This window comes from Bacillus sp. ISL-78, from assembly GCF_018613455.1.
Taxonomy (GTDB): domain Bacteria; phylum Bacillota; class Bacilli; order Bacillales; family DSM-1321; genus Peribacillus; species Peribacillus frigoritolerans.
The window spans coordinates 212,754-236,076 of the sequence record NZ_JAGGQC010000004.1; the positions used below are offsets into that span (position 1 = coordinate 212,754).

The window sequence follows — 23,323 nt, forward strand, 5'->3', positions numbered from 1 at the left end:
AAAGTCTCTGGCCAAAAGAAAAAAGGATAGGTTGAATCGTGCATGGAGGAACATTTTTGTTAAGTCCGGTTATCTTGAAGAAAAGGGAAGGACTGATATTCATGGCTAATAAAGTTCAACCGGTTATTATCCGCCGCCAAAGGAAGCATGAAGCTGAACAAGCCATAAAGGATTTAGAGGCGAGAGGGTTTGAGATTGTTTCTCCTTTTAAACAAGAGAATCCTCAATCAGAAGTTCTTAGTAATTATTCATTTGAGCAAAAGCGATTCCAGGTAGAAGATTTTTCTTCTCCTTGGATTGCTAAGCTGAGAAGAATCGTTGAGTAGACACGAACTGTGACACATATATGAGTTTTTTAATGGTTTTAATAATCTGGCAAATCACTAAGAAACAAAGCTTCGCTTAAAAGTTTGATATCGCAATAGATTTGTTTTTTGATTACGGAATTATTGCACTTGTAATAATCGTCTACTAACCGTTTAAGCTCGTGACAAATAAGTTCAATCTGAATCATTGTTATCCCCTCCTTTGCTTGCAGATACAATGTACATCAATTATTTAACATTATAGTAATGATTAAAAGAGTTTCGACAAAAGTTTTAAAAAGGTTTTTATGTCACAGTACGAATAAACAAAGACAAAAAAAAGTAACTATTCTAGGACATAAATAGTTACTCCAAAATAATGGGGGATGCACACTATTAGAATTAGATCAATTTTGAGAATGAGAAAATTTTTAATTTGGCGTGACTTGGAGTGTAGAAATAGTTTTTTGATATTTGAATAACCACTTGTCTAACAGTTGACTAGATTTAATCGTTTCGGGATGAGAAAGTCCTTTTAACATTCCGAATTCAATCATTTGAGCTCTCAAGCCATCAATATTGCTTGTCATTTCTTTATTGGATATCGCTTCATTTTTCATAATCTTTCTCCTATCAAATTGTAATAATCCGACAAAAATATAATCAATAAAAAACATTATATACAAGATTTAACAAAGGGGAAACAGTTTCGACATTTTATTTAATAATCCACCAAAATCTATACAAAAAACGGTTCTAAGACATAACAGAATTGTCTGGAACTAATAAGTATAGGGATAATATTATCGTAAAGTACGAATAAACCAGGACATAAAAAAGTAACTACCTCATGCGAGAATAGTTACTTTACTGTAAACAAAAGGGAAATTGAATCACACATTAAATTATATGTTAACGATGCAAAGGAGGTTCCGATATCGGTTATTCCCGAGAAGAACAAGAAACTTCATTGGTTTTTGATAATAGTACTGGTGAGTGGGCCGTTTACTCTACTGTTCCCAAACACATTCGAAAACTCTCTAATTTAACAGAGTTAATCGTATTAGAATCTGAGGATGATAGACCGATAGCTGTTAGGGGGACTTTAACGGAAAAACAGGTCAGCATGAAAAAAGAACGGGTCTATACAGGTGAGCAGAAGGAAAGAGCAGCTAAAAGGCTTTCTAAGGCTAGAAACGCTTTATAAATAAAGGAAAACTTTCATTAACTTTCTATATAGGAGCAATTAGTCTACTCGTACATTCAAATAAAAATTACGGTTATAAATAGGAGGAAAAATCAATGGCAAAAGTACAACTTAATCAAAAGGAACAACATTATGCAGATAGTCGGGAGCAAGCAGAGGAAATCGTTTCAGCTGCTAAAGAAAATGACAACCTTCAAATGCACAAAATTACAGAGAAATATAACAAGTACGGTCAGTATTTCTTAATTGATTTAACATACGCTTATCAAACTCCTAAAGAAGTAATGGAGAATCCGCAAAAAGATAATGCACCGGAAGGACAAATGAGCACAGCTGATTTAGAAGAGCCGCATGAAGGTGTGGAATACACGATTGAAAAAGATGGTTCGGCAAGTGTAGCAACAGGACAGCAAGATTTAGTGGAAGATGGTTCACCGTTTTAATAATTAACATAACTGAAAATAAAAAAATGCCAGGATTTCTCCCGGCAATGGTGTTGTATTTGGATGAGATATTATACCATAGGGGGAGAATGAATGAGTAACCAATTATCCTTCTTTCCTGACGTTGATGAAAAGCAAATTCGTTCTATCGTTGTGAAAGAACTCAAATTATTTAGAGCCTTGAAGATTCAACAATTAAACAAACAGGAGCTTAATGAGAAAGGGATAATGATAAATATATTTCCTAAGCTTTATGATAATGATCGTGAAAAGGAAATGAAAGTCCTTCATATGGAAAGAGCACTAAACAACCTTGATTGTATTGAACGTCAAATAATCGAAAAGAAATATTTAGATATTGAAAGACAGAATGACATCAATATTTACCTTGATTTATGCTTACAAAAGACTGCATATTATGAAAAAAAGAAACAAGCCATATTTATGATTGCTCATTGTTTAAATATAATTTAAATTCCCGAACTTTTTGCGAACAAAAACTGAACAAAACATGGAGAAAAAGGCTACCAATTTTGGGGCCTTTTTTTCTTTGTCATTTTTATAAGATTATCTCAGGAAGTCATTCCTGGGAGACGCACATATCCCATATCAAAGTGCATTACTCGAGTAGTCAAACAGGCATGATTTCTATGCTGATGCACTTTGTTTGCGGTGACTGCTGGCGGGGCAAGGGGGTAAGAGCCCTCCAAAAAATTATTTTATTAAGCAATTAGCATAATGGGGTGGTTATAGGTAATTTGTCATTATTTGACGAACGATAGTGTTTGTCAGTTAACCTCCATTCATCCATAATTAATTGGACGAATGGAGGTGTTATAAGTGGAAAGAAAAATAGTATCAGAGTGTCCAGGATGTGAGGGTTACATTTATGAAGATGAAAATGCTTTGACTGGTTATTGTGAAGAGTGCTCTAAAGATAAATAATTAAGAAAGCGCTCATTCACTTGGGTGCTTTTTATTTTGAAGGAATTTATCTCATTTTGTCGAAGTAGGATTAGAGGAGTTATTTAATTATGAATTTTGAAACAAAATATTTAATTAGATGGGGTATTCCAGGATGGATATTTATCGTGGGGATTCTTCCTATACTGTTTTTAAGTGGGGTATTTAATTCTAAAATATTCGGTGAATTTAAAGCTTTTCATTTTATTACTTTAATAATTTCATTGATTACAATTGGAATACCAATAGGATACATTTTTCAGAGAAGTTTTTTTATGAGTGCTTGGATAAGGAAAGGTAAAAAAATTCATGAATTAGAGATGGAAGTCATTAATAAGTTTACTAAAAATGTACCAAAACCAGATTGGTGGGGAAAGAAAAATGATATTCAAAATTACTTTTATATCGAGTATCAGTATCAATACAATATTTCTAAATTAGAAAATGATAGATTGATTTATTTGTCACAAAGATATGCCCACCTTCTATCTACAACTCATTCAATGGGGACTGTTACTGAAGTAACGTTGCTTTCTTGTGGAATATATTTAGCATTTACCTGTTATGCTTTTTTATTTGGGGGATTATTCATAATTGAGCATGCTTGGTTTATCTTTTTGTGTTGTAGCATTTTACATGGATTTTTAGGATTTATTTTTTTGAAAAACTTCAGATATTTCTCAGCAAATGCGTTATTTTTCCAGGTGAATTTATTAAATGATATTTATAAGGAAAATAATGATAATCACACCAAAACAACTATATAGAAACTTTATATTATTACCGAATTTGGCATCCAGACACAGGGTGCTTTTTATTTGGTAAATGTAATAAAATATCCCAAATTATATTGACGTGAGTAAATATAAATGGTATAATTAATATATAGAAAGGGGGGACAAGCAAGTGGCAAAAGCAGCAATCGTGCTAGGGTTGATACTAACATCGCTGATGATAGTAGAAAAAACCGTAGACATACTTACAAAAATAAAAAAGCTCAAAAATGACGCTACCGACAAGTAAGCAATCAAAATTTGAGCCGAGGGAGAGAAGTTCACGGCTTCTCTTCCTTAATAAGAATTATAACAGGATGCCACTTGTTAAACAATATGATGAAAAGAGCAAAAGATTACGACGGGTTTTTAGTATTATTGATTCTAGCTTATCTCTTGTTTTTCCAAGACAAGATACATGGTGGATTATTAAAGAGCACGTTGGATATCTTACTTATTATCTTGATGCTACTCATGATAATTGATAAATCATTATCTCTTTATCATCGTTACCAGGAAAGGAAATCGTAATGTTTACATTTAATTCAAGGGAAGAACTTGCAGAATTCGTTCAGAAAGAAATTATCAACACAACTGAAGCCTTAGATATCCTACAATGCTCTAGACAAAACCTGAACGACTTAGTAAAAAGAAATGTCATTACACCAATTAAGGATTTGCCTAGAGACCGGCTTTTTCTTAAAGAAGATATCGTCAAGCGTAAGGATTATATGGATAAGAAAAGAGAAGCATCATCCTAGTCGATGGTGCTTTTTATTTTGGAGAAGGAGTGAGTGGGGATGGAAGAATCAAAAAAACGAAGTGTTATATCGAAAATTGTTGGTGCATTAGTAGAAAGCGAAGCGAACGCGTTAGAAGCTATTGAAGTTTTAGAAGAAGCGAAATGTACACTTTTAGAGAGATGTTATCACATTTCTTCAAAGAAAAAAGCAGACTAAAAAACAGTCTGCTTTAAACTCTTATTTATACATGTCAATGATTGTAGTAACGGACTTTGTTTGTACAATTAAAGGTTCATTTCCCTTGAAATTACTGTTCTCAAAAGCGAAAGTATGATTTCTATATTCCAATCTATCTTTCGAATCATGGCGCTTAATGCTAATAAAATTATAATTAATTAAATTATTGATTAACTCATTATAAGATTCCCTTTGCCAAGAATATCCTGAATTTGTTACATCAATGTTTGGTAATTCATTGTAAAAAGAAATTTTATCAAAACCATCAACAATGATCTCCGAACCGTCGGAAATACAAACCTTTAGAACCATATCCATAATTAGCACCTCCTTTCCAGGAGAATTATACCAAACTAGGAAACTGAAAATCTTGTATAAACTACAAATAATTCAAGGTGCACATTACATAAAGTGTGTGCTTTTTAAGTTTAGCATTAAGATAAATTAAATTTTTTTCGTTCTCCCCGATATTTAATATGGGGTGAGATTATGAAAAATAATTTTAAATATGCAAAAAGCGTAATAAAATACTTAGAGAAAAGGTATGGAAGGCTTAAAGGTAATACTATCGCTGACGATGTTCAATACATTAAGGATATTGTTAATGACCATACAACAGAAGATTTACAAATGATGAGTAGAAGAATTAATGCTGCTATCTCATACAAGAAAGATACTGGTTATTTAGATAATCATATTGTTATGTATCTGGGATTATTAATACCTGTTTTCACTTCAATGGGCATAACTATTTTTAATATCGTTACTAATTATAATCTGGCATTCCTCAATAACTTTCTAAAAATTAATGAGAATCAAATAAAAGACGCTGATAATTTAAGTGATATCTTTACTAGTATTGATTTGTCAGCACCGGTAAATAAATGGGTATATTTGATTTGTCTAATCTTATTATTAATATTTATTGCAATGGCAATAGTTGTCCGTTCAATAAAAAAACCAATAGATAATTTATATTGTTATTCTGTAATCATTGAAGAGGCAATTGAGCAAAAAAAATATATAAAGAGAAAAAGAAAAAGACATCTAGGTAAAAGGTAGATGTCTTTTTCTTCGTAGAAAGAAAGAAGGTGGATTATAAAAGGAGATGGCTGAGTACAAGACAGATGCACAGAAGAAAAAGTTTTATCGTTCAAGTGAGTGGAACAAGCTAAGGCTTGAAGCATTGGATAGAGACATTCGTGAATGCCAAGAGTGTAAGCGTGAAGGCAGGGTGCATGTGGACTCAATCAAGGTAGAGGGTGAACGTAAGAGTGTGGAGCTCAACGTCCATCATAAGTATGAGATTGAACACTATCCTCAATTGGCTTTGGTATTGGATAACCTTGAAACTTTATGCCTGGATTGCCATAACAAGATGCACAACAGAGTTTTTGGAGGAACAAAGCTTAAGAAATGGGACGATGAGAAATGGTAGTACCCCCCGGTCAATAACTTTGATCAACTTTTCGAAAACCGGGGACCGGGTGGGGGCCCAACTGTCTGAAAATTTTTAAAAAATAGTCCTTCACATTAGGGGTGATGGGGGGAGGGGTAGTATGGAAAAAACAAACTTTGAAAAGTTAAAAATTCAATTATTATCACGTATTGATACTGATGATCTGCTGGAAGTAAAGAAAGTAAATGATTTAATTCGTTTGCATGAATTAGATGCAGAGTGCGATACAGTGATTGATCGTGACGGAATAAGTATTACTATTGAAAATGGAAAACAAAAATTCATAAAAAGCCATCCAAGTATGAATGAAAAAATGAAAATCAACGCTCAAAAAATCGCTCTAGAAAAATCAATAAAATTTAAATTAAAGGCAACTCCTGCCCCTGCATCAACATCTGTGGAAGACAAACAAAAGCGTGGTAGTTTAATTTGATTACTTATAACTACGTAGAAGAATATATTTCGATGTGGCGTAACGGCGACATCATTTTAAACAAAGAGCGGATCATGCTTATCGAGTGGCTTGAAGCGGACATTCTGACTATGGATGACGTTTACTTCGACAGTAAGCACATTGAACAGTTTATACAATTTGCTGAAAAGTGGTATTTCGATTTAGAGCCATTTCAAACATTTATCACTTGTTTTATTTTCTTGCGTTATAAGGATGCTGATGATTTAGTATTCGATGAATTTTTCATTTACATGGCACGCGGAGCCGGTAAAAACGGTTTTATTTCAGCACTTGTAAATTATCTAATTAGCGAGCTTCACGGAATCGAATTTTATAATGTGTCAATTGTGGCCAATAGCGAAAAACAAGCTAAGACTTCATTTGCAGAAGTCTACAATGCAATAGATATGAATGATGATTTGAAGTCTTATTTCAAGCATCAAAAAGCTGTTATTGAATCGGTAGATACAAAAGCTATCTTCCAATTCCATACGTCAAATGCAAGCACGAAAGATGGTTTGCGCGATGGTTGTGTTATTTATGATGAAGTACATGAATATGAAAACAATGATGTAGTAGATGTATTCTCGGGTGGTCTCGGTAAAGTGCGAGACAGTCGGGAATTTTTTATTGGTACAGATGGATTTGTACGAGATGGTTTTATCGATCGTTTAAAAGAACGTGCTATGAGTATTTTGAAGCGTGAAGTTTCGGTAAAAGAAGATTCATTATTTCCATTCATGTGTTGTATTGATGATGAAGAAGAAATGCATAATCCAGACATGTGGCAAAAGGCGAATCCACAGTTTCATCCGCCATTAAGTAGCTATGCAAAAACATTATTCAAGAAAGTGTTGAAACAATACAAGAAGCTCGAAAACGACTCATCAGGATATGAAAATTTCATTACCAAACGGATGAATCTACCAAAAGTTGATTTAGAAAAATCAGTTGCATCCTGGGAGAAAATAAAAGCTACCAATCAAGGATATGATTTATCAGAATTGAAAAAACGCGAATGTATAGGTTCTGTCGACTATGCTGCTATTCGAGACTTTGTTGCATGTGGGTTGCTTTTCTTGAAAAACGATTATTACATCATACCGAGAGAACTATCGTATTCATTCGTTTGCAAACCTTTTGCTGATAAACATTACGGTTATAGTACGCCGAAAGCAGAAGGTAATAACAAAAAGGACCATCGCAAATTTGCACCTATTCGCAAATGGGAAGAAGATGGTTTATTGAAAGTGCTAGATAAAGATTCAATGGATCCATATATCGTTGTTGGGTGGTTCGTTAACCGCCGTGATGAAGGTTGGAATATAAAGAAAATCATAGGAGATAGTTTCCGTATGGAAATTTTACGACCTCTTTTTGAAGCAGAAGGATTCGAAGTGGAAACCATTCGAAATCCAGATGCGGCGAGTGCTTTGTTATCCCCTAAAATCGACCTTGCGTTTGATGAGGAGCGAGTTATTTTTGGTAAGAATCCTATTATGCGTTGGTACACAAACAATGTTCTGGTGGTTATTGATAACAAGGGCAATAAGTTATATCGAAAAAAAGAGCCAGTCAAACGTAAAACGGATGGTTTTATGATGTTTTTATATGGAGTATGGGCATCTAGAGATTTAGAGGATTACGATTTTTCAGATGCTTTAGATGCATTAGATGCACTAAATTTTTAGGGAGGGGGTGAAAACAATCGGGTTATTTGACAGTATTTTTCATAAAAATAAGGAATTGGCTTCGTCCTATGATTATGAGTTCACTATTGAAGCATCAAAAAAAGTGTATTTAAAAGAAATTGCATTAGAAACATGTATTAATTTTATCGCTCGAACTATATCGCAAACAGAATTTCGTTACATGCGTGATAATGAGCGAATACGTAATGAGTTAGATTATGCTTTTAATGTACGTCCTAACACAGATATGAGCGCTTCGGACTTTTGGCAAACGGTTATAGCTAATTTAATAAGTGATAACGAAGTGTTAATCATTCCTTACCAGGATCAACTGTTAATTGCAGACTCTTTCCTACGTAATGAATATGCACTATTCCCAGACACATTCCAGAGCGTTACGGTGAAAAATTTCACGTTCAACAACAAAGTATGGAATATGGATGAAGTTATTTATCTTACCTATAACAACAAGCGTTTAACAACTTTTATGGATGGATTAATTAATGATTATGCCGAGTTATTCGGATCGTTAATCGAATCATCTAAGCGAAGTTATCAAATACGTGGTGCCATCAAGTTTGACTCTGCCCAAAATTTGAATGATACAGAAAAAACACAGTCACTCATTAACAAAATCACAGGTGCTGTTAGAGATAAAGTAACAGCTATTTTCCCTTTGTTCAAAGGCATTAGTTACGAAGAGTTTTCGAACGGAAGTGTAAAGGGACCAAGTGCCGAGGATATTAACAAAATAAAACGAGCCTTGATAGACGATGTAGCTAACATTTTGGGTATCCCAATCAATTTATTACATGGTGAGGTTGCAGAGCTTGATAGCGGCTTAAAAGCTTATATCGAGCTATGTATCAATCCACTGGTTAAGAAAATAACAGATGAATTGAACGCTAAAACAATCACTCGACAGGAATATCAAATTGGTGAACACATAAAGGCAATTGGCGTAAAAGTGAAAGATGTATTTGAGCTTGCTGCAGCATTTGATAAGTTAATAGCGTCAGGTGCATTTACACAAAATGAATTGCGTGAGGAAGCTGGATTTAATCGTTCAGACAATCCGAAACTCGATGAATTTATATTAACTAAAAACTATGAAAGCATCGATGAACCGAAGGGAGGTGAAAAAAATGACGAAGATTCAAATTAAAGGTGTTATTGTCAGTAACGACTATAAAGAAGTATATGACTGGTATGGGATGGAATCTGTTTCGCCTAATGATGTAGCCAATGCTTTGCCTAGCGATGCATCTCCAGTCGAAGTGATTATTAATTCGCCAGGCGGCCACGTTGATGCTGGCAGCGAGATTTATACGATACTTAAGGAATATCAGGGGCAAGTAACAACAAAAATTGTCGGCGCTGCTGCTTCGGCTGCTTCAGTTGTTGCAATGGCTGGTGATGAGGGTAAAGTTCTTATTGCTCCTACTGGTTATATGATGATTCATAATGCTGCAAATTACGCTCAAGGCGATCAACATGCCATGAGACACAATGCAAATATGTTGGAAGTAATCAGTACAGGTATCGCAAATGCGTATATCTTAAAAACTGGTAAAACTCGTGAAGAGCTTGCAAAACTGATGGATGAAGAAACATTTTTTAATGCTCAATCAGCTGCAGCTCATGGATTTGTAGATGAAATTATGTTTGATACTGAAATTCCGGTTTTAACAAATTCAATTGATAGTGTCCTTTTGCCGCAATCTGTAATCGATAAAGCAAGAGAAATGAAGAATAAGTCAGGCAACGATATGACTAATATCCAGATTTCTGATAAACAAATAGACAGCATCGTTGCTAAAGTAACAGCTAATCTACAGATGAATATTAACCAAACTAATGAACCTACGCCTGTGGCGAAAAAACGAGGGTTCATTTTTTAATTGGAGGAAAAATAATGACAATCAAATTAAATAATCATACAAAAGCTTATGACGAGGCTAAAACAGCATATGCTCAAGTGGTGAAAAACGAGAGCTCTACACCAGAACAAATTGAAACGGCTTGGAACACAATGCAAGATGAGTTAGTAAACTCACTAACAACACAAATTACTAATCGTGTACAATCACAAAATAATGACAATACAGTTTTAGCTGCACGTGGTGTAAACGTACTTACTTCTGAAGAGACGAAGTTTTTCAACGAAGTTGTTCGTTCTGGTGGTTTTGAATCTGAAACAGTTTTACCGTACACAACAGTTGACCGAATCTTTGAAGATTTAACAACAGAACATCCACTGCTATCAATTATCAACTTCACTAATCTAGGTACTGTGAAAGCTGAAATTATTACATCTGAAAAATCCGGCGCATTTGCGTGGGGCCCAATTTTCGGAGAAATTCGCAGTCAATTAGATGCTGCGTTCAAAAAGGAATCATTCGATCAATCTAAACTGACATCGTTTGTTGTACTTGCAAAAGATTTAGATAAATTTGGTCCAGCGTGGGTTGAAGCATATGTACGTACACAAATTACAGAAACATATGCGGTAGCTTTAGAGCAAGGTATTATCCTTGGTGCTGGTCCAACGAAACACGAACCAATCGGTTTAATTCGCGATTTAAAGAAAGCTGTAGACCCAACGAATGGACATGCTAAAAAAGATTCTACAGGAACTCTAACTTTCACTGATGCTAGAACATCTATTAAAGAAATCGGAACTATTTGCAAAACATTATCTAAAACAGAAAAAGACAAAAAAATCAATGTCGGTGGTAAAGTTTACTTCCTTCTAAATCCAATGGATGCGTGGGATGTGAAAATTAATTTTACGATTCAAAATTCATTAGGCGCATATATCACAGCGTTACCATTTAACGTACAAATTGTTGAATCAGAATTTGCAGAAGAAGGCGAATTAGTAGCATTCGTTCGTGATCGTTATGATGCTTATTCAGCTGGTGGTGTTCAAGTTAATAAATACGATCAAACGTTAGCTATTGAAGATGTCAATCTGTATACTGCGAAAGGTTTTGCATTTGGTAAAGCTAAAGATAATAAAGCTTCACTGATTTATAAACTAGAAGTTACAGAGACAGTGCCTGAAGGCTAATAGGGGGGAATTATTAATGGCTAAATTTAAAGTGCTGAAAACGTTTCGTGACATTCATTCAGGTGTGATTTATACTCCTAAATCTGAAATTGAAATGACTATTAAAAGGGCTGATGAGGTTGAGAAAAACCTTGATGGCTCTTTTTTAGTTCGTGTGGAAGAAAAGCAAGAAGATCCTGGGACTAATAAAGACGATGGTAAAGAAGAAAAGCAAGATAAGAAAATGAAAACAAAGTAGGTGATTTAATTGGAAATCACAAGCGAAATATTAACGAAATTTAAAAAACGTATGAAAATTTCACATAGTATCGAGGATGATGCGTTAAAAGATATCCTATCTTCCTCTGCTGAGGACATAAAAGTAAAGTGTGGTTCCTTTACTATGGAAAAGAATGAAAGGGCTAGGGAGCTGGTATTTGAACGTTCACGCTATGTTTATAATGACGCCTTAGAGTTTTTTAACGATAATTTCGCGTCGCAAATGACATCTTTAGCTTTGGAGCTTTATACACCTACTGGGGAGATTGCTGATGAAACCAACTTTTAAGCCGAATAAAATCGGCTGTGGTGAGTTAAGGACACCAGTTTGTTTTTACCAATATGCCCCGAATAATGGCCCAGAACCAGGTGAAGGAGCATTGATGCAGGTATATGAGTGTTTTGCAGAAGTGTACAGCGCCAGCATGAAAGATATCGAAATTCTCAATTCCGGTAAGGAACAACAGCAGCTAAAATTTATGAATACGAAAAATGCCGTGACTATTAATATCCGCGATTCAATCGGTGAGTATTTTCCCGACACTGAACACTACGCAGAGTTAGAGGATGATCGATATTCAAAAATGATAAATGGTGAACGTAAATATATTCGTTTTAACGTGATTGATGTTCGTGCTAACCTAACTAATAACGATTTTATTACCGTTCTTTTGGCGGTGATCACATGAGTGTTGGATTTAAGGGGTTCGAGGACGTTTATAAAAAACTGCAAAATCAATTGTCAGAACAGGCTTTAAGCAGAGTATCCAATAAAGCCTTAATGGCCGGAGCTAATGTGGTTTCAAAAGCCGTTTCCGATGAATTCGAGGAATTTAAAGATTCAGGGGCGTCTCAGGAAGAAATTGTAGTGGGTAAGGTAACAAGCAAGAACGGTTTTAAATCGGTATTAGTTGGTTGGAACGGGCCAAAAGAGCGTTATCGATTGGTCCATTTAAATGAATTCGGGTATAACAGACAAGGCATAAAAATAAAACCAAAAGGCTACGGATCTATTCAACGAGCAATTTCGAATAGTGAAGGAGCCTTTTTACATGCGGTCACGAAGGAGATGAAAAAACAATTATGACAGACGGTTTAATGGTGATCTATAACCAGCTAAAATCAAATGAATTAATTGTTTCCCTTTGTGAAGACCGGATAAAATTTTATGAATATCCCGAAACAGGAGATACCAGCAAACCTTTTATTGTGATTGATCCATTGGATGTTCCTGTTCCAACTGTCTATGCCAGTAATGAAAATCATGCAAATGAATATTTGTATCAAATTGATGTGGAATCAACGAACCGTTTGCAAGTTAAAGAGATTCAGGCTGAGATAAAAAAAGAATTAAAAAAGCTTGGTTTCGGACAGTTAAAAGATGGTTTAGATGAATACTTCAAAGAAACAAAACGCTTTGTTGATGCCAGGCGTTATCGAGGACTAATAAAAGAAGAGGTGTTGTAAATTGGGTATTAGAGTAGGTTTCAAGCGAGCGACATTTGTCGTTTTAGATAAAGATGGTAAAGCCACATCATCTGTTTTTGTTGTAGAAGGTAAGGCCAATAAGGGTGGTACCAAGGAAGCAACCATTTCAGGTATCTCCCCTGAATCTGTGAAGGTTTACGCTTCAAATGTGGCGTATTATGTGTCGGCAAAAGGTACGGGTGACGTTAAAGCGGAAATTAGCATTCTGGACGTACCAGAAGAAATGACAGAAGCGGTTCTTGGCCGTAAGAAACATACAGATGGCTTTACATTGATTGGTGAACGTACAGAGGCGCCGTATGTGGCAGCATTACTTGAATCAGAGGATGCAGCAGGCCAGCCCGTTTTATTTGCTTTATTAAAAGGTAAAATGTCTGCCGGTGATGTATCGCTTAAAACAAGTGAAGATAAACCAGCAGAACCAGATGATGAAAAGTTGACGATGGAATGTATTGCAAATAACGATGGTGAAACCATTGCTTACGGAATCGGTTCGGAAGTTGCTACAAAGTTAAAAGCATATGCATTTCCCCCTATAGCACCACCAGCTGGATAAATAGAAAGCCTTCCTTATGGAGGGCTTTTTCATTTTATTTTTTATAAAAATTGGAGGATGAAACATGTACACATTAGAATTAACCAATTCCAAAACAAAAGAAGTCACTACCCATACACAACCATGGGTAAGCGGCAAGCAATTAATTACAGCGTTAAAGCTGAATAATGCCATTTATGAAGATGATGAAGAATCTACGATGGCTCTTGTCAATTTTGTTGCTGATTTATTTGGCATTAAAGCAAATGACATTCTAGATGGTATCCAGGCACATGAATTGATGCAGAAGTTGTATGAAGTCTATTACAAGGTTCTTGGTTACAGTGAAAAAAAGAGTCAGAAGTTGATCCAGTTCATGAAGGACGGGGAAGTAGAAGCGGAACTGGATTAACCCCACAAGAAGCCATTGATAATCTAAATGCTCTTTTTCTTAATTTAATGCAGCAGGGCATGAGCTATCACGATGTTGTGAATGCCGATTACTATCATTTGATGGAAATATTAAATAATGATGAAAAACCGAAAAAAGAAAAAGCCATGGATTTAGCAGACTTTGTAAAAACATTATCCTAGGAAAGGAGGAAACTAATTGATAGGAAATCAACCCCTTGGGAAAATGATTATCGAAATGGATTTATCGTCCACCAATTTCACCAAATCTTTAACGGCTGTAAACCGATCGATTAAAAGCGCAGAACGGGAAATGAAAGCCAATATGGCCGTGTTGAATAATGCAGATGATAAATATGGTGCATTAGGTAAGCAGGTTGCCGGCTTGAATAAAATCATGTCTTTGAACGAAAAACGCATTCAGCAATTGAATGAAAAACGTAAAAATGAGCTCAAGACAAACGCGGAAAGTTCAAAGGTTATACAGGATTTAAATAAAGAAATTAATACAGCCGTACAGCGACAAAGTGCCTGGCAAAAGCAAGTCAAAGATGCTACCAGCAAAATGGTCGACTTTACATCGTCCACGAAAGATTTAGAATCCGAATTGGCCAAACTTAAAAAGAAAACGGACGACCATGTTGAGAGCCAAAAAAAAAGCGGGTTAGCCTTTTCGGCTCAAAAAGATAAGCTTAAAGGATTAAGTGACCAGGCTAATATCCATCAACAGATTGTTGATACTCAACAGCGAAAAGTAGCGGATTTGACAAGGGAATTTGGAGAACATGATCGCAGAGTCGTTGAGGCCAAAAATAAATACAAGTCCCTCGTGGATGAACAACAAAAATTGAATGCATCGTTCAATACTCTGAATCGAAAAATCTCCACTGTCCATCCTTCTTTTGGTAAGTTAGCGGATGACATCGGAAAAGCTGAATCAAAGCTTCGAGGTTTATCTAATCGCGCAATGACCACGAGTTCAACATTAAATGAAACAGGGCATTCGATTTCATCTAGCTTTAGCGGCATTACTTTAGCTGGCGGTATAGGTTTAGGCTATACCATCAAACAAGCAGCTGATTTTGAACAAGCTATGGCCAACATTAAGGCACTCATGAGTCCGCAAGAGTGGAAACAATATGGAAAACAGATGAATAGCCTTGTAAATGAACTTGGAATGGAAACAAAGTATAGCAATAAAGAAGTGGCCATAGGCTTGCAAGAGTTGATTAAAGCAGGTGTTGATCTAGAATCCATCATGAGCGGTGGATTAAAAGCATCCCTTTCATTAGCCACAGCTGGTGAATTGGAATTAGGTCAAGCAGCTGAAATAGCCTCCACCGTGTTGAATTCATTTAGAGATGACAATATTAATATGGCAAAGGCAGCCGATTTACTAGCCGGTTCTGCTAATGCTTCCGCCACATCCGTAGAAGAAATGAACTATTCATTATCCCAGGTTTCAAGTGTGGCAGGACCCGTTGGTTTTAGCTTTGCGGATACAAATACAGCATTGGCAGTATTCGCTCAAGCGGGACTTAAAGGATCCGATGCAGGTACATCCTTAAAAACCATGATAATGCGATTGTCTCCGCAGACTGATGCGGCTGCAACCGCGATGGATGAATTAGGAATTGCCACAACCAATACAACAGCCGGATATAAGTACTTAGTGGAAAAGGGCATTCAGCCAGCTTCAAGAACGATTCCGGATTTGGATAAGGCATTCAAAGAATTAGCCAAACAAGAACTTGGTTCTGGGGCATCTAAGGCAAAATTACGAAAAGAATACGACCGACTTCAAAAAACGAGTGGGTATCTTTCATCATCATTCTTTGATGAGCAAGGTAATGTTAAATCCATGTCTGAAGTTTTCAATATTCTTCAAGAATCCACAAAGAATCTATCAAAAGAACAAAAAATCAATGCCTTTAATACCATTTTTGGTTCGGATGCCATTCGTGGGGCCATGATTGCCAGTAAATCAGGTGCTGAAGCATTTGACGAAATGGGCGTAGCTATTAATAAAATTAGTGCCGATGATGTAGCTGCCACTAAAATGGACACATTAAAGGGCTCTATTGAAAAAATGAAAGGTGAAGCTGAAAGTGCTGCCACGAGTTTCGGAACTGCATTGATCCCGACCATAAAAACGGTAGCTGGTGGCATCGAGGATGTAGTTGGATGGTTCAATAAACTAGACCAAGGAACGCAGCATACCATCGCAAAATGGACAGCAATCGGCGTGGGGGCTACAGGTGTAGGTGCGGCACTTGGATTTTTAACGATCGGTATTGGCGGTTTAGTTGCTGGAGTTGGAAAGATTACGCTTGGCGGGGCTGGCCTACTTAAATTTTTATCAAATGGTGTCATTAATTTAGGTAGCTTTACGTCCATGACCAAAGGCAGCGCACAATCTTTAAACGCTGAGACGGTTGCCCTTAATACCAATACCAGAGCCTTACAACGCAACAATAGCGTTCGTGGCGGCGGGATAACAGGCGGCAAAAAGGCACCTGCAGGAACTACCATTACTCCCACTGTTTCTAGTGGAAGTAGAGTGGCTCAAAATGCAGGAAAGGTTGGTAAAGGTGCCAAGGCCTTACAATTTGTAAAAGGGGCTGGCGCAATCGGGACGGTTGTTGGAGTCGGCGCATTAGGGTATGAGTTGGCCACCGGTTCAGGAACAAAAGAATCAATCGGCGGTGGAATTGGCGGTGCATTAGGGGGAATGGGTGCTGGTGCTTTAGCAGGCGCGGCGTTAGGATCTGTCATTCCAGTGTTTGGAACAGCCATCGGCGGGATAGCAGGAGGCATTATCGGTGGAATTGTCGGGAAAGACGTTGGTGCGGCTATTGGGAAGAGTTTTGATAAACAGGATAAGAAGGAAGCTGCCCGTAAAAAAGCGACGAAAACAGCAGAAAACGGCGCTTCACTTAACCTGAAAATCAAGGGAGTTTCAGATTCAACCCAAAAGGCACTAAGTGAGTATGACAAGCTATATACCGGGGCAAAAACCAAGCTTAATCAAATCATGCTATCCAATACTGTGATAAATAAAAAGATTAAAGATGACACCACCAAACAATATAATTCCATGACCAATAGTGTTCTTTCATCCTTAAAAGATCAGCACCAGAAAGAACGTGTCGAAGCTGTAAAGGCTTTGAATTCTAATAAGGAATTATCCCAAAAAGATAAAGATGATGCGCTAAAAAAACTAGATGAAAAGCATAAGGCCGAAATTGCTAAAGTCAATGGTGGCAATGAGCGCATTAAACAGATTATGAGTAGTGCCTCTAAACAAAAAAGAGCCCTTACTCGAAGTGAAAAGCTTGAAATTAACCAGATCAATGACCAGATGTATAATACAAAAATTAACAAGACGGCCAAAAGTGAAGATGAAATAACCGCCATAAACAAGAGACGAAGTAAGCAACGATATGATATTACGACCAAAGAAATGAATCAGACCATTAAAGCAGCAGAAAAAGAATATAAAGAAACGATAAAAAATGCAGAAAAAAAACGCTTAAATAAAGTTCATAATGCTGAAGTGCAATACAAGAAATTAGGCGTAATTTCTAAAGATGAGTATAACAAGATTGTTAATGATGCTCAAAATGAAAAAGACAAGACCGTTGCTCAAGCCAAAAAGAAAAAAGACGGAGTCATAAAGAATGCATCGCTACAAAAAAGTGAGTCCGTAAAAGCTTCCAAAAAACAAAAGGAACTTAATATTGAAAATGCCCAAAAAGAAACAAGCGGAGTAGGAAAAGCAATGGAGGGTTTAACAGGTTTCTTGAAAGGCGCGATTAGTTGGGTTAAAGGTATATTTGGTAATAAAGAAAAGACCTCGTCCCCTCCAAAATTTAATGCCAGTTATCCAGGAGCTATTGCCCAAAACGCTAAAGGCACGTTTCAAGGTCCCTTTAAAGGCGGCCTATCTTTTGTTGGTGAAGAAGGCCCAGAGCTTGGATACTTACCGGGTAAAGGTCTTGGATTGGTTGGTACAACAGGCACTGAACTTATGAATTTGCCAAGGGGTTCAGCTATTCTTCCTCATAACAAAACAAAAGCAGTATTAAGCAGCTATAATTTCCCTACAAATTCGATTCCTGGCTTTGCAAAAGGTACAGGCGATGATGATTCATTTATGGATTACATCATTAATGGATCTAACAAAGTTATAGACGGCATTGGAACATTGGGTGGGAAAGCTGTAGATGCATTCGATATCATGACAAAAGGCCCTTCTAAGTTATGGAACCAGCTTAAAAAGTCACTGAATTTTAAAGATACGTTCCCTACATTCGCGAACCAATGGGCTGGCGGGAAGGGTGTTGTGTCATGGGCAAAAAATAAAGCAGTGGATTATTTCGGTTCATTGTTCGATGGCTTCGGCGGAGGCAGTGCGGCTCCTGTAGGTAGTGGCGTAGAGCGTTGGAGGAGTACTGTCATTAAAGCTTTGTCAATGAATGCTTTACCTACATCTAAGGCATTTCAAGATGCATGGTTACGTCAAATTAAGTCTGAATCAGGTGGTAATCCACATGCAATCCAATCATCAGGAGTAAAAGATGTCAACTATTACTCTGGAAATTTAGCTCGTGGCCTCGTCCAGGTGATCCCGCCAACGTTTTCCGCATTTTCATTCCCAGGCCATAAGAATTGGAAGAACGGTTTGGATAGCTTGCTTGCAGGCATGAACTATGCTAAATCGCGTTATGGATCCAATATGCTTAAATACATTGGTCATGGTCATGGCTATGAAAATGGCGGTATCATCACCAAAGAACATTTGGCCATGGTGGGTGAAGGTAATAAACCAGAGGCCATTATTCCTCTAAGTCCAGACAAGCGAAGTAGAGCGTTAGATTTACTAGCTGCGGTTTCTAGTAAAATATTTGGGGATCCGACTAGCAACAATGATAGTAGTCTTATATTTTCTTTGCTGAGAAAACAGGATACTCAAATCGATTTATTACAACAGCAAATTGGCCTCTTATCGAAGATTTTATTAAAAGACGATAATATGTATATAGATGGAAAAGAAATTTATAATGCAGTAAAAAAACAGCAAAACAAAGAAGATACCTTATTTAAACTTGCTAAAGGCGTATAACACGCTTTTAGCTTTTTCTTTTTCCAAAAGGAGAAATTAACAAATGAGTATTGAAACCAAATTTAATTATTGTGGCTTCGACAGCCGCAGCGACTTAGGTTTAATGGTAGTGGACATAAAAAGGAATATCCTAGCAGAAACAACCGAGCAAACCACAACAATTCCTGGCATGTTCGGCACTATATACGAGGGTCTTTCCTTCGGATCCAAACTATTTACGATTGACGTTCTTTTAGAAGCCAGTAGCGAACGCGATAGAGTTTTAAAAATGCGGGAGTTAGCCAACCTTTTTACACAAACAGGAGACGGCGACGAATACCCCTTAATCTTTTCAGATGAAAGCGAGGTAGTTTGGTATGTTCACCCGGTAGAAGTGAGCGAACCGCAGCGAGTAAGCCAGACAGATAACAGCGTTTTATTCTCTATTAAGTTTTCATCTTCAGAAGGGGTGGCCCTGGGCGAAAAGGTAGAAGAAATTTTAACCAAACAAACCCATGTTATTACGCCCGGTGGAAATACAACAACCTACCCTATTTTTACGGTTGTTCCTACAGCCGAAACAGATTCTATTGCTATAGCTTCAGACGATGACAGTTATATATATTTAGGCGCTGGCTTTGACCAGGAAAACCAGGACAAGCCAATCAATAATAAGCCCAGAATTTTAAACGATGCATGTAACACCCTGGCGAGCTGGACAAAATTAACGGCTGCTAACCTTACATTTAATATTGAAAACGGCGTGATCGCTAGCGATAGCGATATGAGGACAACGGGCCAAGCCTTAAGAGTGGCCTTAAAAGATAACGCGGATTATTTTGGGGCTAACGTGTCTAAAAAATGGCATGGGCCAGCTCGGCAGCAATGGTTTTCTAAAGCGCTCAAAGATTGGAAAGTCGAAGCCCGTCTATACCTTAAAAAAGGTTATGCCCGCGCTATGAATAAAATAGAGCTGTATTTATTGGATAGTGAAGGCCGGCGGGTAGGCAAGATCATGTTAAAAGATGCCGAAAATAGTTATGAGGTCTTGGCAAGCGCTCAAATAGGATACGATTCTAACGGCGTCCAAAAGTCTGTTTACAACAGCAACAACGACGGCAGCGTAAAAAGAACGAAGAACGGATCTAATAAAAAGAAAATGATCAAATACAAAGGGACGATTAAAACCACGACAGGGAAAGGCAAAAATAAAAAGGCGGTAACAAAAGTTGTCACTAAAACTATGGCTTTGCCCCAGGATTTAGACGAAAACACGTTTACCGGTTTTTATGGAGTATGTACGTTTCAAAAGGTAGGAAATAAATACTCGGCTACCTTCCAAAAATGCTCAAGTAACGGCAAACCGACAGGAAAGAAATGGAGTGGAACGTATACGGATAGCTCAAATAAATTTGGCGACGAGATAGCGGCCGTAGCTGTTTATATAGGTAAATATGATATAACCGAAGATTCTAAAGGTGTGAAATACAAATCGAACCCCGCAGCTTTAACGGATTTAAAAGTCTATGAGATTTTAGGAAATACGGTAGAAATAGTAGCAAGGGCCGGGGATGAAATTGTCATTAATTGCGAAGAAAATAAAGTCTATCGAAATGGATCTTTATTTTTAGAGAATCTATACATTGGAAGCGAATTTTTTACCATGGACGGCGGTATCCCTAGAAGCTTTACAGTAAGCCCCGAACCAGGTAGCGGCGCTAGTTGGTGGCTGGATTATAGCCCGCGTTATAATTAAGGGGTGGAAAACAGATGATTTATATTTTAGATAGCGAAGATAAAATTATAGGATATTTAGATAATAACAGTGCCGGGGCCTGCCCTTTTTATAACGATGTGCATAGCACTAAAATAGCAGACGAAAGTGGCAAGATATGGGCCGAGACTTTAACGCTTGATGTTCCCTATGGTTATGAGGAAACGGATCTATTAGACACAGGAACGCAGCTACTTATTGCAGACAGTAACGAACGTTTTAAACTATTTACTATTTATGATAAAAGCGACGTTATAAACGGCCTGGGCCATTTAAAAAAGGTGGAAGCTATTAATTCTTTAGCTTGGAAATTAAACCATACTTTTATAGACGGGAAGACCTGGACGGCCGCAAGCTCTAAAGATGTTATCAGCTATATTTTTCAGCGTAGCGGCTGGATATTAGACGAGTTTAACGACTTCTTTAATGGTGGGAAAAAATCTTATACAGTAAGCGAAGGGAAAGCCCAGGCTGCTTTAGATAATGCAACAAAAGACTTTTCTATCGAATTAGAAGCATACGCTTTAATTTCAAAAGGGAACATTATAGAAAAGCGCGTCTTTTTTACTGATCGACTAGGAGAAGTAACAGGCCAGCGTTTTGAGTTTCGGCAAAATCTAAAAGGAGCAACCCGAACCAAATCGAATTTAGAATTTTATACAAAATTGTATGTATTTGGCGGTCAAAATGCAAAGGGTGAACGCGCTACTATTACCAGTGTAAATGCAGTTAAAGTCCCAGGATCTAATAATTATGAATATCTGCCTTTTATTGTAGATGAAGAAGCAAACGACAAATATAACAACGGAAACGCCTATTTAGAAGGATTTATAGTAAATGAGGATATTATAAGACCCGAAGGCCTTTTAACATGGGGTAAAGAGCAAATGAAAACATATAACCACCCTAAATATACGTATAGCGTAGACGTAGCTTTATTGGATTTCCTGCCAGGTTTAGGCGATCAAATTGCGGTTATAGATAATGAAATGAATCCACCTTTAACCGTTACGGCCCGCGTATTAGAAACGAATTTTAGCCAGGCCGACAGCTCAGCAGATAACGTCGTATTTGGTGAATTCGTCACCATAAACACTGTAACCCCTAACGAGATATGGAAACTTCAAGCCCTGGCTTCTCAGGCCCTACAGGCTGCACAAGCAAAGACAAGTTGGAAAATTGAAATGTTTACGCCTGATGGTTTGGACTTTAGCAGCAACAGCGAAAAGAAACGCCTTATCATTCGCGTATTTGAAGGCCTGGACAATATAACGGCCCAAATACCAAAAGAAGGTTTTGTATGGGAAATGCTAGACAATGAAGGCGCCCATGTAGAGGAATGGGAAGAAGCACACGCAGGAGTAGGGAACATAATAGAGGTAGGCAACGAAGTAGCAACTTATACAATCCGTTGTAGTGTGAACGACGAAACAAAAAAGCCGGTCATTTTTGCCGAAGAAAAAGACTTTGCTTTCTTTTGTCGTCTTCAAAATGAACCGAACCCAGGTGACACAGATTTTAATTACAGTGTGGCACAATATGCAGCCATAGACACAATAAACAATCATATCTATTGGACGCAAGGTTATAGAGGATCTTTAGTAACAGACGCGGACATTGCAGCCGGGGAAAGCTTCTCTATAACTCGTACTGATTTAAGCGGAACCATTTTAGATAGAATGGTATGTAAAAATGGCGGGCATGGCTCACATTTCGGCCTAAAAGTCGAAAGCGGAAAAGTATATATATATTCTCAATTTAAAAATGTGGCCGAAAATAAGGGGTGCTTAGTCAAGTTCCCTTATACAGCGGGAAAGCTGCTTAAATGGGGTGATAGCTCAATTAAAATCATTTACGCTGTAGATACCCGGTTTAATTTAGACAATAAAAACGGTTATTACTTATTAGCGAAAGGCTTTAGTGAAAAAGTGAGTTTTAAAATTGCAAGAAAAGCCGATATGGACGCGGGAATCTATAAAATCTTATATTCTTTAACGGCTGCCGACTTCGGCGTTTCTGCTAACCAAGTTTATCAAAGTGCTGCTTTAGATTTTCCTTATTTGTATGTGACCTATGGAGGGTCAAACGGAAATATTTCTAACGGGGATATGCCTACTTTATATTGTGTAGATGTCCGCAGTCGTTCATTAGTTTATAAAATAAACTATAGCTTTACAGAAGGCACAATAACGGCAGAAGACGACCACCACGAAGCCGAAACGGTTAATTATTATTATGATCAAGACGGTACGAAGTGGATTTTACAAGGTTTTGCCTTTTCCCACGAAGTAGAAGACTGGAGTCGGAGAAACAATGTTTTATATAGAGCAAAAGAAACGATCAGAGCGGAATAGTTAAACCAGGTATATTACTAAGAAAAGTCTTAAGCCCTTTTGGAGCTTAGG

At 37.1% G+C, this 23,323-nt stretch carries 26 protein-coding genes; 24 read left to right on the plus strand and 2 right to left on the minus strand.

Annotated features, from left to right (window positions below):
- Positions 1-56 precede the first annotated feature (56 nt).
- On the plus strand, positions 57-326 hold the full coding sequence (locus tag J7I96_RS06550) for a hypothetical protein (protein WP_214922772.1): 270 nt from the start codon (positions 57-59) through the stop codon (positions 324-326).
- Between the two features lie 410 nt (positions 327-736).
- On the opposite strand, the gene J7I96_RS06555 is transcribed toward J7I96_RS06550, so the two are convergent.
- Positions 737-925, minus strand: coding sequence for an aspartyl-phosphate phosphatase Spo0E family protein (locus J7I96_RS06555; RefSeq protein WP_251029108.1), 189 nt, complete (start codon positions 923-925; stop codon positions 737-739).
- A gap of 682 nt (positions 926-1,607) precedes the next feature.
- Between J7I96_RS06555 and J7I96_RS06560 the strand changes: the two genes are divergently transcribed.
- From J7I96_RS06560 to J7I96_RS06580, 5 genes are all read left to right on the plus strand, one after another.
- The gene (locus tag J7I96_RS06560) at positions 1,608-1,955 is read left to right on the plus strand and encodes an organic solvent tolerance protein OstA (protein WP_214922771.1); all 348 of its coding nucleotides are present in this window, start codon (positions 1,608-1,610) and stop codon (positions 1,953-1,955) included.
- Positions 1,956-2,048: 93 nt separating this feature from the next.
- Positions 2,049-2,429, plus strand: coding sequence for an ArpU family phage packaging/lysis transcriptional regulator (locus J7I96_RS06565; protein ID WP_214922770.1), 381 nt, complete (start codon positions 2,049-2,051; stop codon positions 2,427-2,429).
- 560 nt (positions 2,430-2,989) lie between these two features.
- Positions 2,990-3,685, plus strand: a complete 696-nt coding sequence (locus tag J7I96_RS06570; RefSeq protein WP_214922769.1) for a BA5345 family protein — start codon at positions 2,990-2,992, stop codon at positions 3,683-3,685.
- Between the two features lie 536 nt (positions 3,686-4,221).
- The gene (locus J7I96_RS06575; protein ID WP_214922768.1) at positions 4,222-4,452 is read left to right on the plus strand and encodes a DNA-binding protein; all 231 of its coding nucleotides are present in this window, start codon (positions 4,222-4,224) and stop codon (positions 4,450-4,452) included.
- A gap of 39 nt (positions 4,453-4,491) precedes the next feature.
- Positions 4,492-4,650 (plus strand): hypothetical protein, encoded by a 159-nt coding sequence (locus J7I96_RS06580; protein WP_214922766.1) that lies wholly within the window; start codon positions 4,492-4,494, stop codon positions 4,648-4,650.
- Positions 4,651-4,671: 21 nt separating this feature from the next.
- Here J7I96_RS06580 and J7I96_RS06585 read toward each other — a convergent pair whose 3' ends face one another.
- Positions 4,672-4,989, minus strand: coding sequence for a hypothetical protein (locus J7I96_RS06585; RefSeq protein WP_214922765.1), 318 nt, complete (start codon positions 4,987-4,989; stop codon positions 4,672-4,674).
- A gap of 171 nt (positions 4,990-5,160) precedes the next feature.
- Here J7I96_RS06585 and J7I96_RS06590 point away from each other — a divergent pair, with 171 nt between their 5' ends.
- The 18 genes from J7I96_RS06590 to J7I96_RS06670 all read left to right on the plus strand — a co-directional run bounded on the left by J7I96_RS06590 (position 5,161) and on the right by J7I96_RS06670 (position 23,272).
- Positions 5,161-5,733 (plus strand): hypothetical protein, encoded by a 573-nt coding sequence (locus J7I96_RS06590; RefSeq protein WP_214922763.1) that lies wholly within the window; start codon positions 5,161-5,163, stop codon positions 5,731-5,733.
- A 46-nt stretch (positions 5,734-5,779) separates the two neighbouring features.
- Positions 5,780-6,109 (plus strand): HNH endonuclease, encoded by a 330-nt coding sequence (locus J7I96_RS06595; RefSeq protein ID WP_214922761.1) that lies wholly within the window; start codon positions 5,780-5,782, stop codon positions 6,107-6,109.
- A gap of 121 nt (positions 6,110-6,230) precedes the next feature.
- Entirely contained in the window at positions 6,231-6,563 is a 333-nt protein-coding gene (locus tag J7I96_RS06600) for a hypothetical protein (RefSeq protein WP_214922759.1), read from the plus strand.
- Entirely contained in the window at positions 6,560-8,275 is a 1,716-nt protein-coding gene (locus J7I96_RS06605; protein ID WP_214922757.1) for a terminase large subunit domain-containing protein, read from the plus strand. The genes J7I96_RS06600 and J7I96_RS06605 overlap by 4 nt, the downstream gene beginning before the upstream one ends.
- A gap of 7 nt (positions 8,276-8,282) precedes the next feature.
- Entirely contained in the window at positions 8,283-9,440 is a 1,158-nt protein-coding gene (locus J7I96_RS06610; RefSeq protein WP_311315160.1) for a phage portal protein, read from the plus strand.
- Positions 9,421-10,176 carry a head maturation protease, ClpP-related gene (locus J7I96_RS06615; RefSeq protein ID WP_214922755.1) on the plus strand — a complete coding sequence of 252 codons (756 nt, stop codon included), beginning with the start codon at positions 9,421-9,423 and terminating at the stop codon, positions 10,174-10,176. The genes J7I96_RS06610 and J7I96_RS06615 overlap by 20 nt, the downstream gene beginning before the upstream one ends.
- A gap of 14 nt (positions 10,177-10,190) precedes the next feature.
- Positions 10,191-11,348 (plus strand): phage major capsid protein, encoded by a 1,158-nt coding sequence (locus tag J7I96_RS06620; RefSeq protein ID WP_214922753.1) that lies wholly within the window; start codon positions 10,191-10,193, stop codon positions 11,346-11,348.
- A 16-nt stretch (positions 11,349-11,364) separates the two neighbouring features.
- Positions 11,365-11,586 (plus strand): hypothetical protein, encoded by a 222-nt coding sequence (locus J7I96_RS06625; RefSeq protein ID WP_214922792.1) that lies wholly within the window; start codon positions 11,365-11,367, stop codon positions 11,584-11,586.
- Between the two features lie 9 nt (positions 11,587-11,595).
- A complete protein-coding gene (locus J7I96_RS06630; RefSeq protein ID WP_214922751.1) occupies positions 11,596-11,895 on the plus strand; it encodes a phage gp6-like head-tail connector protein in 300 nt (99 codons plus the stop codon).
- Positions 11,879-12,295 carry a phage head-tail adapter protein gene (locus J7I96_RS06635; protein ID WP_214922749.1) on the plus strand — a complete coding sequence of 139 codons (417 nt, stop codon included), beginning with the start codon at positions 11,879-11,881 and terminating at the stop codon, positions 12,293-12,295. The genes J7I96_RS06630 and J7I96_RS06635 overlap by 17 nt, the downstream gene beginning before the upstream one ends.
- Positions 12,292-12,693 carry an HK97 gp10 family phage protein gene (locus tag J7I96_RS06640; protein WP_214922747.1) on the plus strand — a complete coding sequence of 134 codons (402 nt, stop codon included), beginning with the start codon at positions 12,292-12,294 and terminating at the stop codon, positions 12,691-12,693. The genes J7I96_RS06635 and J7I96_RS06640 overlap by 4 nt, the downstream gene beginning before the upstream one ends.
- Entirely contained in the window at positions 12,690-13,073 is a 384-nt protein-coding gene (locus J7I96_RS06645) for a DUF3168 domain-containing protein (protein ID WP_214922744.1), read from the plus strand. The genes J7I96_RS06640 and J7I96_RS06645 overlap by 4 nt, the downstream gene beginning before the upstream one ends.
- 1 nt (position 13,074) lies before the next feature.
- Positions 13,075-13,650 carry a major tail protein gene (locus tag J7I96_RS06650; RefSeq protein ID WP_214922742.1) on the plus strand — a complete coding sequence of 192 codons (576 nt, stop codon included), beginning with the start codon at positions 13,075-13,077 and terminating at the stop codon, positions 13,648-13,650.
- A 64-nt stretch (positions 13,651-13,714) separates the two neighbouring features.
- Positions 13,715-14,041 carry a phage tail assembly chaperone G gene (gpG, locus tag J7I96_RS06655; RefSeq protein WP_214922740.1) on the plus strand — a complete coding sequence of 109 codons (327 nt, stop codon included), beginning with the start codon at positions 13,715-13,717 and terminating at the stop codon, positions 14,039-14,041.
- 59 nt (positions 14,042-14,100) lie between these two features.
- Positions 14,101-14,223, plus strand: coding sequence for a hypothetical protein (locus J7I96_RS28355; protein WP_285292092.1), 123 nt, complete (start codon positions 14,101-14,103; stop codon positions 14,221-14,223).
- A 16-nt stretch (positions 14,224-14,239) separates the two neighbouring features.
- Positions 14,240-19,165, plus strand: a complete 4,926-nt coding sequence (locus tag J7I96_RS06660; RefSeq protein WP_214922738.1) for a phage tail tape measure protein — start codon at positions 14,240-14,242, stop codon at positions 19,163-19,165.
- 43 nt (positions 19,166-19,208) lie between these two features.
- Entirely contained in the window at positions 19,209-20,900 is a 1,692-nt protein-coding gene (locus J7I96_RS06665; RefSeq protein WP_214922736.1) for a distal tail protein Dit, read from the plus strand.
- 14 nt (positions 20,901-20,914) lie between these two features.
- Entirely contained in the window at positions 20,915-23,272 is a 2,358-nt protein-coding gene (locus J7I96_RS06670) for a phage baseplate protein (RefSeq protein ID WP_214922734.1), read from the plus strand.
- The last annotated feature ends 51 nt before the right edge of the window (positions 23,273-23,323 follow it).